This is a genomic window from Streptomyces sp. NBC_00988 (genome assembly GCF_045162645.1).
In the GTDB taxonomy this organism is placed as follows: domain Bacteria; phylum Actinomycetota; class Actinomycetes; order Streptomycetales; family Streptomycetaceae; genus Streptomyces.
Genome location: NZ_CP108730.1, coordinates 2,564,932 through 2,581,178 on the forward strand (window position 1 = coordinate 2,564,932; position 16,247 = coordinate 2,581,178).

General features: G+C 69.1%; 13 protein-coding genes and 2 pseudogenes. 11 read left to right on the forward strand and 4 right to left on the reverse strand.

The genetic code is table 11. The annotated features are described in order from the left end of the window. Nucleotides 1-6: 6 nt before the first annotated feature. Entirely contained in the window at nt 7-792 is a 786-nt protein-coding gene (locus OG496_RS11670) for an SDR family NAD(P)-dependent oxidoreductase (protein WP_405970780.1), read from the reverse strand. Nucleotides 793-1,196: 404 nt separating this feature from the next. Between OG496_RS11670 and ribA the strand changes: the two genes are divergently transcribed. From ribA to OG496_RS11695, 5 genes are all read left to right on the forward strand, one after another. Continuing rightward, nucleotides 1,197-2,477, forward strand: coding sequence for a GTP cyclohydrolase II (gene ribA / locus OG496_RS11675; protein WP_405970781.1), 1,281 nt, complete (start codon nt 1,197-1,199; stop codon nt 2,475-2,477). Between the two features lie 507 nt (nt 2,478-2,984). After that, complete coding sequence (locus OG496_RS11680) at nt 2,985-4,283, forward strand: cytochrome P450 (RefSeq protein WP_405970782.1); 1,299 nt, start codon at nt 2,985-2,987, stop codon at nt 4,281-4,283. A gap of 110 nt (nt 4,284-4,393) precedes the next feature. Beyond that, a complete protein-coding gene (locus OG496_RS11685) occupies nt 4,394-5,266 on the forward strand; it encodes a PDR/VanB family oxidoreductase (protein WP_405976615.1) in 873 nt (290 codons plus the stop codon). Between the two features lie 100 nt (nt 5,267-5,366). Further along, complete coding sequence (locus tag OG496_RS11690; protein ID WP_405970783.1) at nt 5,367-6,230, forward strand: SDR family oxidoreductase; 864 nt, start codon at nt 5,367-5,369, stop codon at nt 6,228-6,230. Nucleotides 6,231-6,506: 276 nt separating this feature from the next. After that, nucleotides 6,507-7,739 (forward strand): M20 family metallopeptidase, encoded by a 1,233-nt coding sequence (locus OG496_RS11695; RefSeq protein ID WP_405970784.1) that lies wholly within the window; start codon nt 6,507-6,509, stop codon nt 7,737-7,739. On the opposite strand, the gene OG496_RS11700 is transcribed toward OG496_RS11695, so the two are convergent. From OG496_RS11700 to OG496_RS11710, 3 genes and pseudogenes are all read right to left on the reverse strand, one after another. After that, a complete protein-coding gene (locus tag OG496_RS11700; RefSeq protein WP_405976616.1) occupies nt 7,662-8,000 on the reverse strand; it encodes a tyrosine-type recombinase/integrase in 339 nt (112 codons plus the stop codon). The genes OG496_RS11695 and OG496_RS11700 overlap by 78 nt on opposite strands. A gap of 248 nt (nt 8,001-8,248) precedes the next feature. Then, nucleotides 8,249-8,497 (reverse strand): annotated as a pseudogene (locus OG496_RS11705) (transposase); the annotation flags it as partial. Between the two features lie 307 nt (nt 8,498-8,804). After that, nucleotides 8,805-9,014, reverse strand: a pseudogene (locus OG496_RS11710) (DUF6444 domain-containing protein); the annotation flags it as partial. Nucleotides 9,015-9,160: 146 nt separating this feature from the next. On the opposite strand from OG496_RS11710, the gene OG496_RS11715 reads away from it, so the two are divergent. From OG496_RS11715 to OG496_RS11740, 6 genes are all read left to right on the forward strand, one after another. Continuing rightward, nucleotides 9,161-10,087, forward strand: a complete 927-nt coding sequence (locus tag OG496_RS11715; RefSeq protein ID WP_405970785.1) for an SDR family NAD(P)-dependent oxidoreductase — start codon at nt 9,161-9,163, stop codon at nt 10,085-10,087. An 81-nt stretch (nt 10,088-10,168) separates the two neighbouring features. Further along, nucleotides 10,169-11,221, forward strand: coding sequence for an amidohydrolase family protein (locus tag OG496_RS11720; RefSeq protein WP_405970786.1), 1,053 nt, complete (start codon nt 10,169-10,171; stop codon nt 11,219-11,221). Between the two features lie 68 nt (nt 11,222-11,289). Further along, nucleotides 11,290-12,732, forward strand: a complete 1,443-nt coding sequence (locus OG496_RS11725) for an aldehyde dehydrogenase (protein WP_405970787.1) — start codon at nt 11,290-11,292, stop codon at nt 12,730-12,732. A 32-nt stretch (nt 12,733-12,764) separates the two neighbouring features. Next, nucleotides 12,765-13,883, forward strand: coding sequence for an NDMA-dependent alcohol dehydrogenase (locus OG496_RS11730; protein WP_405970788.1), 1,119 nt, complete (start codon nt 12,765-12,767; stop codon nt 13,881-13,883). An 80-nt stretch (nt 13,884-13,963) separates the two neighbouring features. Then, the gene (locus OG496_RS11735; RefSeq protein ID WP_405970789.1) at nt 13,964-14,407 is read left to right on the forward strand and encodes a PPOX class F420-dependent oxidoreductase; all 444 of its coding nucleotides are present in this window, start codon (nt 13,964-13,966) and stop codon (nt 14,405-14,407) included. Nucleotides 14,408-14,695: 288 nt separating this feature from the next. Continuing rightward, nucleotides 14,696-16,153, forward strand: coding sequence for an MFS transporter (locus tag OG496_RS11740; protein WP_405970790.1), 1,458 nt, complete (start codon nt 14,696-14,698; stop codon nt 16,151-16,153). The last annotated feature ends 94 nt before the right edge of the window (nt 16,154-16,247 follow it).

Sequence of the window (16,247 nt, forward strand, 5' to 3'; positions counted from 1 at the left end):
CCTTGATCAGTTGACGAGAACGGTCGTGCCACAGTCCACGACCAGGTTGGCCCCGTTGACATATCTGGCCTCGTCCGAGGCCAGATAGAGCGCCGCGTACGCGATGTCCTCCGGCGCACCGAGCTTCTGGAACGCCGTCGCTCTCACGAACGGCATGAACATCGCGTCATCGCCGTCCCTGTCCAGCATGCGCTGCACGGGAGGGGAGCTGATGACCCCCGGTGAGATGCTGTTGACCCTCAAACCGATCTCGGCACCCTCGCCGGCCAGTGCGCGGGTGAGGGAGACGATCGCTCCGTTGGCCGCATGATGCGCCGCCGATTTGTAGACCCTCGACCCGATCAGGGCTGACGTCGAAGCGATGTTGACGATGGCCCCGCCCGGCCGCGACGCGAAATGCGGCCATGCGGCCTGGGAGGCGTTCCAGACCAGGTGCAGCTCGTTGCGCAGGGTGAAGTCCAGATCCTCCTCAGACAGATCCGGGAACGCGCCATTGCGATGACGGCCGGCGTTGTTGTAAAGCACATCGATTCTTCCGTGGTCAGCCACGGCGCCGTCGATCCAGCCCCTGAGCTGTTCCTGATCCGTCAGGTCCACCACCGTGGAGTACATCTCGAATCCGTCGCGCCGGACGATCTCCACGGTCTCCTGCGCGGTCAGCGGGTCGATGTCACACCCGACGACGATCGCTTCCTCGCCGGCGAAGACACGCGCCGCCGCTCTGCCCTGCCCACCACCGGTCCCGGAGATGAGCACCACCTTGCCAGCCAGCCTCCCCGGGCGGGTAATCATCGGACAGTCTCCATGAGGAGCGCGACCGGTACCGGTTGCGCGACTTCGGCTGCGGACGGCTTCTGGTGATCCGGCATCACAAATGGAACCTCCTGGCGCATCGTCGCGTTCCCGTGGCATCGGGATCCGGCACACCGACCGATGCGTCGTGCCGGATCGACCGAACCGTAGGACCGCGGCCGGAGCCCGTACAACGACGTTCGTTCCCCGAACCGTGCGACCTGGGTCACTGCGCCGACGTCGCCCGCTGTGAACCGTCTCGCCGGTCGTGACGCGTCCGGGTGCGCGTTCCTCGGCTACGTTCCATGTGTGCGTCAAGTCACTCGGAGACCGGACCTGCATCCCCGACACGAGCCACCACCCCGCGCGAGGATCCCAGCAAGCCATCATCGAGGAGGCCGGACATGACAGTCGGGACGACACCAGCCACGACTCGGGTCGAGACCGCGCTCGCCGCCCTGCGCGAAGGCCGCATGGTCCTCGTCGTCGACGACGCCTCCCGCGAGAACGAGGGTGACCTCGTCGCCGCGGCCCAGCACATGGAGGCGGCGTCGGTCAATGCCATGATCAGCGAGGGCCGGGGACTGCTCTGCGTCGCGATCGCCGGCTCGATCGCCGACCGCCTGGGCCTGGCGCAGATGGTGGAGCGCAACACCGACACACATGGCACCGCGTTCACCGTCTCCGTCGACGCGGTGTCGACGGGCACCGGGATCTCCGCAACCGACCGGGCCGCCACGGTGCGCGCTCTCGCCTCTCCGCGCACTCTTCCGCAGGACCTCCGCAGGCCCGGTCACGTCTTCCCGCTACGAGCGATGGACGGCGGCGTGCTTCAGCGGCGCGGACACACCGAGGCTGCCGTGGAGCTCACCCGGCTCGCCGGTCTGGGACCCGCGGCGGCGATCTGCGAGGTCCTCGACGACGAGGGATGGGCGGCCGACCGTGCCCACCTGACGGCACTGGCCGGCCGACTGGACATTCCGATCCTCGACGTGGCGGACATCGTCGAGCACGTCCGCGGGAGAGAAGAGCCCTTCGTCGGGGCCCGCATGCCCACTCGGTACGGCGTGTTCACTGCGACAGGGCACCGGGACCCAGCGGGCACGGAGCACATCGCCCTGGTGATGGGCGACCTCGCCGACGACGAGGCACCTCTCGTGCGAGTGCACTCGGAGTGCCTCACCGGGGACGTGCTCGGCTCACAACGCTGCGACTGCGGCGACCAGTTGGAGTTGGCGATGAGCACGATCGCGGAACACGGAGCCGGGGTTGTGCTGTATATGCGCGGCCACGAGGGCCGCGGCATCGGGCTGGTCGAGAAACTGCGGGCATACGCCCTCCAGGACACCGGATGGGACACGGTCGACGCCAACCTGCTCCTCGGCCATCCCGTGGATGCCCGCGACTACCGACCGGCCGCCGACATCCTGCGGCGGCTCGGGATCGGACGCCTCACCCTGCTCAGCAACAACCCTGCGAAGGCCGACGGCCTCCAGGCCCAGGGAATGGACGTTGCCGAACGTGTCCCCCTCGTACCAGCGATCCGGCCCGACAACCGCGCCTACCTGCAGACGAAACGGAATCGGCTCGGTCACACCATCAACGTCCCGGAAATGGGGCCTTGCGCGGTGCCGGACCGGCCGACCTCGGTGCCCTGCTCCCCTCCAGACACCCGCGTGGGCTGACAGCACGCGCGCTCTTCGGCCCTGGGGCTTCACGTGACGCCGGGATCGCCTACGGCGGCGGACAGCCCCTGGGCCCGCCCTCCGACGCCGTGGGCTGTGACTCAGGTCGCATTGCAGGTCAACGCATATCACTGCTCGGACGCGCCCCGCTCATACGATGACTGAACCACGCGATCCCGGATCCACAGGGGTGACCGATTGAAGACAGGCACCCAAACGAACAGCGAGACCGCCGTCCCGCCGTTCACCGTCCCGGTCGACGTATGACCACTGAGCGGCACGATGCGTCCTCAGACGGCCTCTCCGTCGGTTCCCGGGTGGCCTGCCCGCTTCCGATTCGGCCAACACCGCTGTCGCCGGGCTCTCCCATCGTGTCATGTCACACCAGTCACACCCCAAGGCCGTCGATTCCTCGTTTCGAGGATGACGGACGTGCGCGAGGGCTCATCCCGAGCACCGGCCGGCAGTGCCATCCGCCGGCCCGAACGTCGTCAGAGAGGACGCGAAGTGTCGGAGCACGAGCACACCGACGGCGCCGTGAACAGCACGCCGCAGAAGCACTGTCCGTGGCACGCAACATACGATCCACTCGCTCCCGGGGAACTCAGCGAGCCGACCGTGACGATGGCGAAGGCGCGCCGGGAGTCGCCGGTGTTCTTCGCCGAACGTATGGGGATGTGGGCCGTCGCCGGCAGGGCGGACATCCTGGCGGTGCTGCGGGACAAGAAGAACTTCTCGTCCCGCAGGGCGATGCCGTTCCCCGAGGTCGCCGAGATCGTGCGGAACCGTCTCCCCCAGCTGAACGGCAAGGCCGTCTATCCGTCGGCCCTCACCCCGCTGGTCAAGGACGATCCGCATCACCGTCCGGCGCGTGCCCTGCTGCAGGCGCCGTTCACCCCACGCCGGGTGGCCGAGAGAGAGCCGCGCATCCGGGCGATCGCGGCTAGTCTCCTGAGCGCTCATGAGGACGGCCCGTTCGACTTCATCAACGGCTACTCGATGCCGTTGGCCCTGCGCGTCATCGGCGACATCGTGGGGATCCCCGACGCCGATCTCCCCTTCATCGAGCGTTCCATCGACGCCGTGTTCCAGCTCAACGGTCTCGGGCTCACCGATCCGGCCGCCATCGACGCATGCGCGACGACGGTCGCCGACTACTGGGACTACATCTACGCGATCGCCGAGGACCGGTGCGCCACGCCCAGGGACGACTTCACCTCGGTGATGGCCCGGACCCGCAAGCCCGACGGCGAAATGCCCACGGCACGCGACATCGCGGAGAGCATCCATTCGATCGTCTCGCCAGGCTTCGAGACCAGCGCGCAGGCGATCAACTGGGGCATGACGAGCATCCTGGCGCATCGGAAGCAGTGGGAACTCCTCCGCTCCGACCGGTCCCTTATCGACCAGGCCATCACCGAGATGCTCCGCTATCGCACCGTCGCCAAGCGCGCCTTCCGAGTGACGACTCACGACGTCGAGGTGGGCGGGGTAACCATCCCCAAGGACAGCATGGTCACGCTGTTGTACCCCTCGGCGAACCGGGACGAGACGCATCACGCGGAACCCGACACCTTCGACATCCGCCGCACCGAGGACAACCTCGCCTTCGGCCGCTTCCAGCACACGTGCGTCGGTGCCCCCATGGCCCGGCTGGAGATGAAGGTGACACTGGAGCTCTTCCTCGACAGGTACCCCGACGCCCAGCTGCCGGATCAGGACTTCGTCTGGCGCCGCGACGCCCGGATCGACGCGCTGACCGGCTGCCTTGTCGACCTGCGCGCGCCCGAGGGGGCCGCGTCTTGAAAGGCGATGTCGTGAATCCAGCGACCTGCGCCCCAGGCCGCGGAGCCGACGAGGAGCATGACCTGGCGCTCGTCGTCACCGACCGGGCGACCGTGGCAGAGGGCATCGTGATGGTGAGCCTGCGTCCCCGCGACGGCGGTTCCCTTCCTCCGTGGGCGCCGGGAGCCCACATCGATCTCGCCCTGGGTCCGGACCTGGTGCGCCAGTACTCACTGTGCGGAGACCCTGCGCGCCGTGATGTGTGGCGGATCGGGGTTCTCCGCGAGCCGAACGGCCGCGGGGGCTCAGCGTTCGTGCACGACCGGCTGCATCCGGGCACACACGTCGCCGGTCGCGGTCCACGCAACCACTTCTGCTTCGATCCGTCCGCCGCAGAGTACGTCTTCATCGCCGGCGGTATCGGTATCACTCCGCTCGTCCCGATGGTCGCCGCGGCAGCGGCGGCCGGGGACCGATGGACGCTGCACTACGGGGGCCGCAGTACCGCGAGCATGGCGCTTCGGGAGGAACTGACCCGCTACGGCGACAAGGTGCGCCTGTATCCACAGGACGAGGTGGGACTCCCGGACCTTGCGTCCATCATGCGGTCCGCGGGGCCTGGAGCGGTCGTGTACTGCTGTGGCCCGAACGGCCTGCTGGACGCGGCGGAGAAGGCGGCGGCCCGGCAGGGTCTGACGATCCGCGTCGAGCACTTCACGCCGAAGGCCACCGCCGGGCCCGAGGGGGACAGCGAGTTCGAGGTGGTCCTGAGCCAGACAGGCGTCACCGTCACCGTCCCGCCGGACCGTTCCATCCTCGATGTGGCGGAGGAGGCCGGAGCGATGGTCGTCTCCTCCTGCCAGGAGGGAACCTGCGGTACCTGCGAGACCCCGGTACTCGAAGGCATCCCGGACCACCGGGACTCCCTCCTGACGGACGAGACGGACACGATGATGATCTGTGTGTCCCGGGCCGCATGCCCACGCCTCGTCCTCGACTTGTGACAGGACCTCACGTTCACCGGCTCATGGCGAGCCCCGCCCGTCAGGCACGTCGTCCCGCCACCGACGACCGTGCCCGCTTGGCCGGACGAAGGGAAGACTCATGGTGAACAGCAATCCGGACGGCGATGCCGCATGGGTCGCCGTCGTCGGCGCAGCCGGTCGGACGGGCCGAGTGGTGATCGCCGCGCTCGCCGGTCGGGGAATCCCGGTCCGGGCCGTCGTGCGGTCCGCGGCCGCTGCTGAGCGAGCCGCCGCGGCCGGGGCCTCGTCGACCGTGATCGGCGATCTGACCGCCCCGTCTTCCCTGCGGGACGCCTTCGACGGCGCCGACACCGTGCATGTGCTGCCGCCCGCCTTCAACCAGGCGGAGGAGTCGCTGGTCGGCAACGCCCTGGACGCAGCCGCGGCCGTCGGAGTCCGCTTGTTCGGATACCACTCCGTACTGCAGCCCGACGATCCGCACCTGCCGCACCATCTGCGCAAACACCGTGCCGAACTCCGCATCCGTCAGGGCCCGCTGCCCTGGGTGATACTGCGCCCGGCCATGTACGCGCAGACCGCCCAGAGCCTGCTGGGCGGCGACGAACCGCAGCTTCCGTTCGGTGGCCGAGGGCGGTTCTCCCCGATCGACCTGCTCGACGTCGCCGAGGCGACGGCAGTTGTACTCACCGACCGCGCGTACGCCTACGGTGCGTACGAACTCGCCGGGCCCGACGTCCTCACCATGGCCGACATGAGTGCCCTGGTCACCGGCTCGCGCCCGGCGACGGAGCCGCGGGCCGCCGCTGAGACACTACGCGACCGGGGAACCATGACATGGGCCGCCATCAGCGACCTGGCCGCCATGTTCGCGCACTACGAATCCCATGGACTCTTCGGCAGCCCTTCCGTGGCCGGCCACCTCCTGGGCAGGGCACCTACCGCCTTCGCAAACGTGGTGAAACGCAGCACTGTGGATGGTTGAGGCACCCATCCGAGCATGTCCCGCAGGCCAAGACGTGACTGGTTCGGTGGTCCTGGCGTACTGAGTATCTGCGCTCGCCGTGATGGTGTACGGCTAAGATCGCTTGGCCTCGCTGTTCACCGAGGACAGCGAGGTGAGGACGCCATACGCCCCCGCTTAGGTCGCAGTCGGGCCGAAATTCGCCTCGGGATCGAGCGGCTCCAAGGCCCGGCTGGCTCGGCGCCGGCGCCGCGATAATCAGTTGCGTACCGGCAGTCGCTTCGCCACCTTTGCCACGTGACATCACAAGACGAAGAGCTGATAGAGCTCCGTCGGGAGATCCACCGCCGCCCCGAGCTCGCCGGCGAGGAGCGGGAGACGGCCGGGCTGGTCGCGGAGCAGCTGCGGGCGGCCGGGCTCGAGGTGACGACCGGCGTCGGCGGGCACGGAGTCCTCGCGGTGCTCGACGGCTCCGCGGACGGCCCGACGGTGGCGTACCGGGCGGACATGGACGCCGTCGACGCGCAAACGAACGTGCTGCCTTTCGCGCAGTCGGAAAGGGTTTTCGACGAGGGCTTCGCCTCGCGCGTCCCCGGCGTAGCGCACCTGTGCGGGCACGACCTGCACACGGCGATCGGCGTCGGCGTCGCTCGGGCGCTGGCTCAGGGCTCTGAGCCGGTACGCGGCCGGCTGGTGTTCGTCTTCCAGCCGGCCGAGGAGCCCCTGCAGGGCGCGCGCGCGATGCTGGAGACCGGCCTGGTGCAAAGGCTCGCGCCGCGCGAGTTCTATGCGCTGCACTGCAGTCCGTTCCCCTCCGGCACCATCGGGGTGTCTCCGGGATACGGCCTGCCCGGGCTCGACCATTTCCGGATAGTGCTGCCGGGCGGCGACGACGTGGCCGTCGCCGCCGTCGCGGCCGAGGTGGCGGAGCTCGGCACCGTCGGGTTCCCGCAGAGCATCGCCGACTACAACGCGCGCTTCAACGCGTTGCTGGAGCCCGAGATCGCCGCGTCGATCCAGGAATCCGTGTGCGTCGCCCAGTGGACCGAGCAGACGCCCGACGCCGAGCCCATCCCCAACGTACTGCTGCGGGTCTGGCCGCAGGAGCGGCTTCCGGAGCTGCGCGCGCAGGTCAGGCAGCTCGCGGCGGCCGCGGGCGGACACGTTGAGTTCCCGGGCGATCCGTTCCCCGCCATGGTGAACTCGCCGGAGCTCAGCACGGCGGCCGGCCAGTACCTGAGCGCGGCGCTGGGGCCGGAGTCCGTCGTATGGGCCCGGGCATCCTGGCCCTTCAACTGCGAGGATTTCGCACTGTTCCTCAACCAGACGCCGGGCGCGCAGTTCTACCTCGGCGTCGCGGACGCCGAGTCGGGGATGAACGGCGCGCCGCACACCCCCGACTTCGCCGCCGACGAGCGGGCGATCGGCCACGGCGTGCGCGCCATGGCCGGCCTACTGACCGACCGGCTGGCAGCCCGGTCGGCCACGGGCGACGGCCTCAGGTCCCGGTCGGAGGACGCAACGCGTTGATTCCAACCTTGCCGTAGTCGCAGATCGTGATTGGACCGGCGGAGATCGGTACGGTGATCCGCGTCTGCTCAAGAGGGCCTGCAGCTCGTCCTCGCTCGCGCCCGCGTCGGCGGCATTACTGGCCATGGCATGCCGCAACATGTGCGGAGAGACCGACCGCTCCAGGCCGGCTCGTCGCCCCAGCTCCTCGAACACCTCATTGATCGCATCGGGCGGCATCGGTGACCCCAAAGGCTCCCGGAACTCGTTGACCAGGAGCAGATCGCTGCCGCTGGCTCATATCGCTCGTCGATGTCCTGGTCATAGGCATGAGGGTTCTGCCGCCGGACGACGTGGATATGGGGCCCGCGGACATCGCCTGCCGCCCGCGAGCATATGGCAGTCGGCGCGATGCAGGCCCGCCGCCTGACCTCGACGGAGTCCGACCCGCCGGAGCAGGAGCACGATCCCCGAACGCCTGCACGCCTCGCTTGAGGGGGGACCTGGTCCAGCGTCAGCGAGCGGGTGCAGGCGGCGTGGACCCAGCAGGTGCGGTCGGCGATGCGTGTGCCGGTCTCGTCGAAGCCGACCACGTCGCACTCGATGAGCTGTCGGCGTACGGCCCCGGTGTGCGGGGCGACCGCGTCGGCGGCCTGCCCGGCCCAGCTCAGCAGGGTCGCGGTGGCGACCTCGGCGTCCAGGCGGTCGGCCAGCAGTTCGGCGCACCGCTGGCAGGGCAGGTGCTGACGGGTGAGCAGGTAGACGGCCAGGCTCTTCAGCCGCGGTCCTTACTGGGCCGGGGCCGCGGGGGCGTCGGACGGGGTCGCGGCGGTGATCTGCCCGCACGCGCAGCAGCGGTGCTCGATGCGGTGTTGTCACCCGCAGGCGGATCTCGGGAAGGTCGAAGACCTGCCGCCGCTCAATGGAGACCACCTCGGCAGACGCCAGGTCGCCCGCACACCCATGACAGACGGCCGGGGAGTGGACCTCGACCGCGTCCGGTTCCGCGACCTGCATCAGCGCGCCCCCGGCACCGCCGCGGGGTTTGCCCGGGCCCCGGCCCGAGGGCTTGCGGAGCGACGCCGGCCTCGCGAGCCCGTCACTGGACGGCGGCTTGGAGGAGCTCTTCGAATTCATCCCCAGGCGCCGCTTGAACTCGGCGTTCTCCGCCCGCAGCTCGGCGATCTCCGTCCGGGCGGCGGCCGGCTCCGCCCGGGTCGCCGCCAGTTCGCTCCGCAACTCGCCGGCGAGCGCGAGCAGTTCCGCGTGGGTCGGCAGCGGCGGGGTCTCGGACACGGGCCCCAATGATCAACCAGCTGGACGCCAAGATCAACTCACTGCGCCAGGACCACCTAACCAGTCACGCCAAGACTTATGTCACTGCACAGCCTGTAAAGCCTCCATAGCATCGCTGCGACGCAGCCGAGAACTGAGAGGGTGCCGTGGGCAAGGAACTGGACGGCAAGGTCGCCATCGTGACCGGTGGGGGCAGGGGGATCGGCAGGGCCTACTCACACGCCCTGTCCGCAGAGGGCGCTGCCGTGGTCGTCAGCGACCTGGCGGGTGGAACCGATGGCACGTCGGCCGCCGAGACAGTGGCGGCGGAGATCCGGGCCGCGGGTGGGCGTGCCGTGGCCGGCCACGCCGACGTGGCCGACATCGCCGACGTCGCCGCCCTCGTCGCAAAGGCGGTGGAGGTGTTCGGGCGCCTCGACATACTCGTCGCGAACGCCGGCATCACGCGGCCCGCGCCCCTGTACAAGACGTCCCCGGCCGATTGGAACGCGACCTTGGCGGTGCACGCCACCGGCACCTTCAACTGCATCCATCAGGCGGCGCCGGAACTCATCAAGGGCGGCGGCGGATCCATCGTCACCGTGGGGGACATCACGACCGGCCTGTACTACCCGAAGAACGGCGCCTACCGGGCGGCCAAGGCCGCTGTCGCCGTGATCACCCAGTATGCGGCCGAGGAGCTGGGCGAGTTCAACATCAACGTCAACACGATCATGCCCGGCGCGACCGCCACCGACATGGTTGACGCGTACCTCGGAAGCATCGCCGGGCTGGGCGACCAGTTCGACAGGTTCGTGGCGAAGGCCAACGCGCATTTCAAGCGCCCCGAGGGGGTCAGCGTCACCGGGCCGGCCGCGCCGGAAACGGTGCCTCCGCTAGGCGTGTACCTCTGCACGGACGAGGCTCGGGCCATCACCGGACACCACTTCCAGGTGACCGGCGGACTCATCCGCCTTGTCTCCTCGCACACGGGCGCGACGGACGTGCGCTCCGACGACATCGGCTGGAACCTCGGGAGCCTCGGCGTCGAGATTCCGGCCCTGGTCTCCAAGGCGGAGCGGGCACAGGACTGACCGGGCCGCCCGGACAGCGTGACGGCCGGTCGAGCAGCCGCGCCTCTGTACGCAGAGGTCATCACCATGCGGGGACGGAACATGCCACTGATCGACATGCACACTCACTTCTTCCCCTCCGGATTGCTGGACGAGCTGGCCCGGAGACACAGCGCACCCTGCGTCGAGGTCGACGACGGCATCACCTACGTCCGTTACGCCGCCGACAGACGGTTCCCCCTGCGAGCCGAGATGACGGACCTCGACGCGAAGCTCGCCGACATGGACCGGCTCGGGATCGACGTCTCGATCCTGAGTGTGACGATGCCCGGCGTCGACGGCCTGGGCGACGACGCGGCGAGGGTCGCGAGGACAGCCAACGACCAGCTTGCCGAGCTCACCTCCGCGCACGCTGCCCGGCTCGGCTGGGTCGCCGTGCTCCCGATGGACGCCCCCGCCGCCGCGGGCGCCGAACTGCGCCGGGCCGTCGGCATGGGAGCCCGGGGCGCGATGATCTACTCCAATGTCGCCGGACGGCCTGTGGACCTCGATGTCGACCGTCCGCTCTTCGAAACCGCGTGCGAACTCGACGTCCCGATCCTCCTCCATCCCACGCTGCCGTTGTCTGCGGCCACATTGCAGGAGTTCGAACTCATCTCCACCCTGGGCTACCTTTTCGACACCACGACAGCGGCCCTGCGGCTGACCCTCAGCGGCATGTTCACCCGGTATCCCAACCTGAAGTTCGTCGTCTGTCACGCCGGGAGTCTGTTGCCTTACCAGGCCGGTCGCATCGACCACCAGGCGATGAACCGCCCCGGCGGCCACGGCCCGATCGCCGGCACCCCGAGCGAGGAGCTGCGCAAGCTCTACACGGACAGCGTCTGCCTGCACCCGCCGACACTGCGCTACGTGGTCGACTTCTTCGGCGCGTCAAAAGTGATGATGGGAAGCGACCACCCGCAGTGGAGCATGGCCGGCGGGGTGAGCACCGTTCGGGACACACGGCTGAGCGCTGACGAACGCGCACTCGTGGAGTCCGGCACCGCGGCCGCCCTCTTCAAGTGGTCCTTCACCGGCCTCCCCCTCTCCCCCGAGGCCCCACAGCCGCCGCGCACCGTCGACGGCGGCCGCCGGCACCCCACGAACCGCTGACGGCTTCGGGGCAAGAAGCCCCGGCCGATCAACGCGCGAACACCCTCAGTCCAGGCAAAGGAGCCGAGATGACTGTGACCCTCATCGAACACGACGATCTGTTCATCGGTGGCCGTTGGATCACCGCTTCGTCCAGCCAGCGGACGGAGGTGGTCTCACCCGCCACGGAGGAGATCGTTGCCCGGCTGTCCGTCCCCACCACGAAGGACGCCGAGGCTGCCGTGGCTGCGGCACGCGACGCGTTCGACAACGGGCCGTGGCCCAGGCTGACGATCGCCGAACGCGCCGACGTGATCGGCAGGTTCGGTGAGGTCTTCGAGTCCCGCAGCACGGAATGGGCCGCTGCCTGGACGGCCGAGAGCGGCCCCACCCAGACCCATGCCGCCATGCTCAACACCATCGTGGCGGGGCTGTGGCGCGACGTGGTCGAGCAGGCCCGCACCCTGCCGGCCACGGAGCGCCGGGAGCTGCCGGACGGCACCGTTGACGTCGTGCGTGAGCCCTACGGCGTCGCGGTGACCGTCACGACCTGGAACGGGCCCGCGCTCTATCTGGTCGCCAAGGTCGTCCCCGCACTGCTCGCCGGCTGCTCGGTGATCGTCAAGACCGCCTACGAGTCGCAGCTCACCGCCAGACTGATCGGCGAGTTCGCGGCCGAGGCCGGGCTGCCCGAGGGCGTGCTCTCCGTGCTGGCAGCCCCGACCGAGGTGAGCGAGTTCCTCGTGGCGCACCCGCAGGTCGACAAGGTGAGCCTCACCGGCAGCGTCGCGGCAGGCCGCCAGGTCATGGCGGCCTGCGCGGCGAACCTCACCCCGGTCACCCTGGAACTGGGCGGCAAGTCCCCGGCCGTCATAGCCGACGACATACCGCTGGACCGGGTGCTGCCCACGCTCCTGCCCGCCTTCTTCATGTACAGCGGGCAGATCTGCGTGGCCCTGACCCGGCTGCTCGTCCCCGCGCACCGGCACGACGAGGTCGTCGACGCGGTCGTCGCGGGTCTCTCGGCCCTGCGGGTCGGCGCGCCCGACGATCCCGAGACCGTGATCGGCCCGCTCGGGACCAGGGCCCAGTACGAGAAGGTGCTCCGCTACATCGAGTACGGGAAGGCAGAGGGCGCCAAGCTGGTCCTGGGCGGCGGTCGGCCCGCGGGCCTCGACCGCGGCTACTACCTTGAGCCGACGGTCTTCACCGGTGTGACGCCGGAGATGAGGATCGCCCGGGAGGAGATCTTCGGTCCGGTGCTGTCGGTGATCACGTATTCCGACATCGACGACGCCGTGCGGATCGCCAACAGCACTGAGTACGGCCTCGCCGGCACGGTCTACGCCGAGGACGAGGAACTCGCGCGTTCGGTCGCCGGACGCATCAGGTCCGGCAGTGTCGCGATCAACTGCTTCGGCCCGTCCCTCTTCGCCCCGTTCGGCGGCTACAAGCACTCCGGCATCGGCCGGGAAAACGGCGTCGAGGGCATCACCGAGTTCCTGCAGACGAAGTCGATCAAGATCAGCTGACGCTGTCGCGCCATCGAACCAGGAGACCCGTCATGAAGACACGTGCAGCTCTGCTCCGCTCCGCCCCCGGCACCTTCGAGGTGGCCGAAGTCGATCTCGACGAGCCACGCCAGGGCGAACTACTGATCAAGATGGTCGCCTCGGGGCTCTGCCACTCCGACGACCACGTGGCCACCGGCGACTTCCCGGTCGCACTGCTGCCCATGGCCGGCGGCCACGAAGGGGGCGGTGTCGTCGCTGCGGTCGGACCTAACACACCGGGTTGGGAAGAGGGCGACCACGTCGTCCTGAGTTTCCTGGCGGTCTGCGGCAGGTGCCGCATGTGCGCCACGGGCCGACAGAACCTGTGCGACTTCGGAGCCGGAGTGCTGACGGGATCCCGCCCGGACGACCCCACGAGCTTCCGTATGAGTCTCGGTGGCAGGCCTGTCTCCCAGGGGGCGGGAATCTCGACGCTGAGCGAGTACACCGTGGTCGACGTGCGGTCGGCGGTGAAGGTCGACCGCGACCTTCCGCTGGACAAGGCCGCGCTCGTCGGCTGCGGCGTCGCGACCGGCTGGGGATCGGTCACCAACATGGCCGATGCGCATCCCGGAGACGTCATCATCGTCATGGGCGTCGGCGGCATCGGCATCAACAGTGTCCAGGCCGCAGCGGCCATCGGCGCGCGGGCGGTGATCGCCGTCGACCCCGTGGCGTTCAAGCGGGAGTCGGCCGTCGACTTCGGTGCGACGCACACCGCCGAGAACATCAAGGAGGCCACCGAAATCGCCCGGTCGATGACCAACGGCCAGGGCGCCGACGCAACGATCGTCACGGTCGGGGTGGTCGAAGGAGAGCACATCGCCGACGCGATGGAGTCCATCCGCAAGGCCGGAACGGTCGTCGTGAGCGGCGTCGGCAACATGTTCAAGACCGGCGTCCCGCTCAATCACACCACGATGACGCTGTTCCAGAAGCGCCTGCAGGGCTCCCTCTACGGCGGCTGCAACCCGACGTACGACATCCCGAACCTCCTGGCCCAGTACACCGCGGGCACCCTCAAACTCGACCAGCTCATCACGCGGACCTACACACTCGACCAGGTGGCCCAGGGATACGCGGACATGAAGGCCGGCAAGAACCTGCGCGGCGTCGTGCTGTTCGACTGATCCCCTGGATGGCTCCCGGGTGGGCATTCCCCTACCGCAGCCCACCCGTGCACCGTGCAAGCACAGAACGGAGTGACACGGTGATTGTCGAGAAGAACGGTCAGAGAGTCGACCTGCACGATCTCCTTGCCGACGCACCCACCGCGGTTCTGGCGACCATCAAGGGCGACGGCCGTCCTCATCTCACCCCGGTCAACCAGTTCTACGACCGCGAGGCCGGGATCATCTATGTGTCGATCGCCGAGGGCCGCGCCAAGACCGCCAACCTGCGGCGGGATCCTCGCGCGAGCCTGGAGGTGAGCAGTCCGGACGGTTGGACGTGGGCCACTGCGGAGTGCCGGGCCGTGCTCACCGCGCCCGCCGCCGATCCAGCTGACGAGGTGGTGGACCAACTGGTCGAGTACTTCAGGGCCGCCGCGGGTGAACACCCGGACTGGGACGAGTACCGCTCGGTCATGGTCGCCGAGCGGCGTGTCCTGCTGAAGCTCCACGTGGAGAGGATCTACGGCGCGAAGGTTCGCTGACGGGGTGCGGAAACGGTACGCGCCGCGCTCTTCGCCCCACCGAGACCCAGGTCGGCTCCCGTACCGAAGGAGCAGGCCGCGCTCCAGGGTCGAAGAGCGTCGGCGCCGTAGCAGACACACTCGCGGCCGACGCCGATGTACGGATCGCAGCGCCACGCGGAGACCGGGTCCCTGACACCGGAGCGCCCTCGTCGAGGGCCGCTTTCCCGGCGCGCCGGAGACCCTGGCCCGGGCCCGGACCGGAGGCGCGTACGTGCCTCCCGGGTCCACCTGAAAGCAGGCATCGCAGTGGAGGAAAAGAGCCGAAGCCGGCAGAATCGCGGCGCGGGCGGCGACACCGCCGCCGGTTCGGACTCGGCCCCCGTCACGACGACGGGCGCGGACCAGCGTTGTCCACGTCGTCGCCTGATCTGCGTCGTGGTCGGTCTTACGTTGTTGATGTTCGCGGCTGACCAGACAGCGGTTGCCACAGCTTTGAAGCAGCTCGGCACTGATCTCGGCGCGGGTGTCGCCTGGGTCGGCTGGACGATCACCATCCATGCCGTGGGGCAGATCATCGCTCTGCCGCTCGGTGGCCGACTCGGCGACCAGTTCGGCGGGAGACGCGTCGTGATCGCCGCGATGAGTGTCTTCGTCGTCTTGTCCCTGGCCTGCGGTCTGGCACAGAACATCGGTCAGCTCCTCGTGTGCCGACTGATGCAGGGATTCGCCTGTGGCGCCCTCGTGCCCTCCGCGAACGGGATCGTCGCTCATCAGTTCGGTCGCGATCGCGACCGGGCACTCGCTCTTTTCACCAACGTGTTCCCTGTCGGTGCCATCCTCGGCCCGCTCCTCAGCGGGTTGTGCCTGGAGCTGGGCTCCTGGCGGTTCAGCTTCCTGGCGGAGGTGCCCCTGGGTTCGGCCCTGCTTGTCGCGACGGTGGCCCTCGTCCCGGATCCACCGCGACGCACTGTGAAACAGGTCGACGTGACCGGGATCATCCTGCTCACCACGACCCTGCTCGCCGGCATGATCGCAGTCGCGCTGCTTGGATCGCCCGGCATGGGGGCAGCGCGGTCGGTCGGCGCTGCGGTCGCCGCGACGGCGTCGGCAGTGGCGTTGCGGGGCTTCTACCGACATTCCCTGCGTCACCCTGACCCCGTCGTTCCGATCCGCCTGCTCACGGGCCGGGAAATGGCCCCCATGAACCTGGTCAACACGGTGATCGGCAGCTGCGCCCTGGGCTTTTCCGCCCTGCTGCCGATGTACGCGCAGACCCGTTACGGCCTCCCGCCGCTGGCTGCCGGGTCGCTGCTGACTGCACGCGCGGTGTGCATCGTGGCCACTTCAGGCGTCGCCGTCGCACTCCTGCGCGCGACGGGTTACAAGCCCCTGCTCCTCGGCGGTATGTCTGTCACGGTCGTCGGACTGGTGACAACGGCGGTTCACCCTCCGGCCGGCATCTCCCCTGCCGTCTGGCTGACGGTGGCGGTGGCCGCGATGGGCGCGGGCATGGGCCTCGCGGCACCGTCGTCGAGCAACGCCTGCATGCACCTCGTTCCGGGCGACGTCCCTGCCGTGTCGGGACTGCGGCTCCTGTTCCGACAGATCGGAGGGATCATGGCGATCTCCTCAGTCACCGCCGCCTCCGCCGGCCGATCGAACCCGAGCACGACCACTGCGGTCGGTTTCGGCGTTCTCGCCGCCCTCATGACCCTGACCATCATCGTCACCGCCCGGCTTCCCAACCATCGCGGCCGGTGGTGATTCCGCAGGTGGCCGGCCTGCACCGCCGCCACGACGGGCGACCAGAGACGCTCCGCCCAGCCGCAGAGAAATCTCCGGTCTGATCATGACTCTC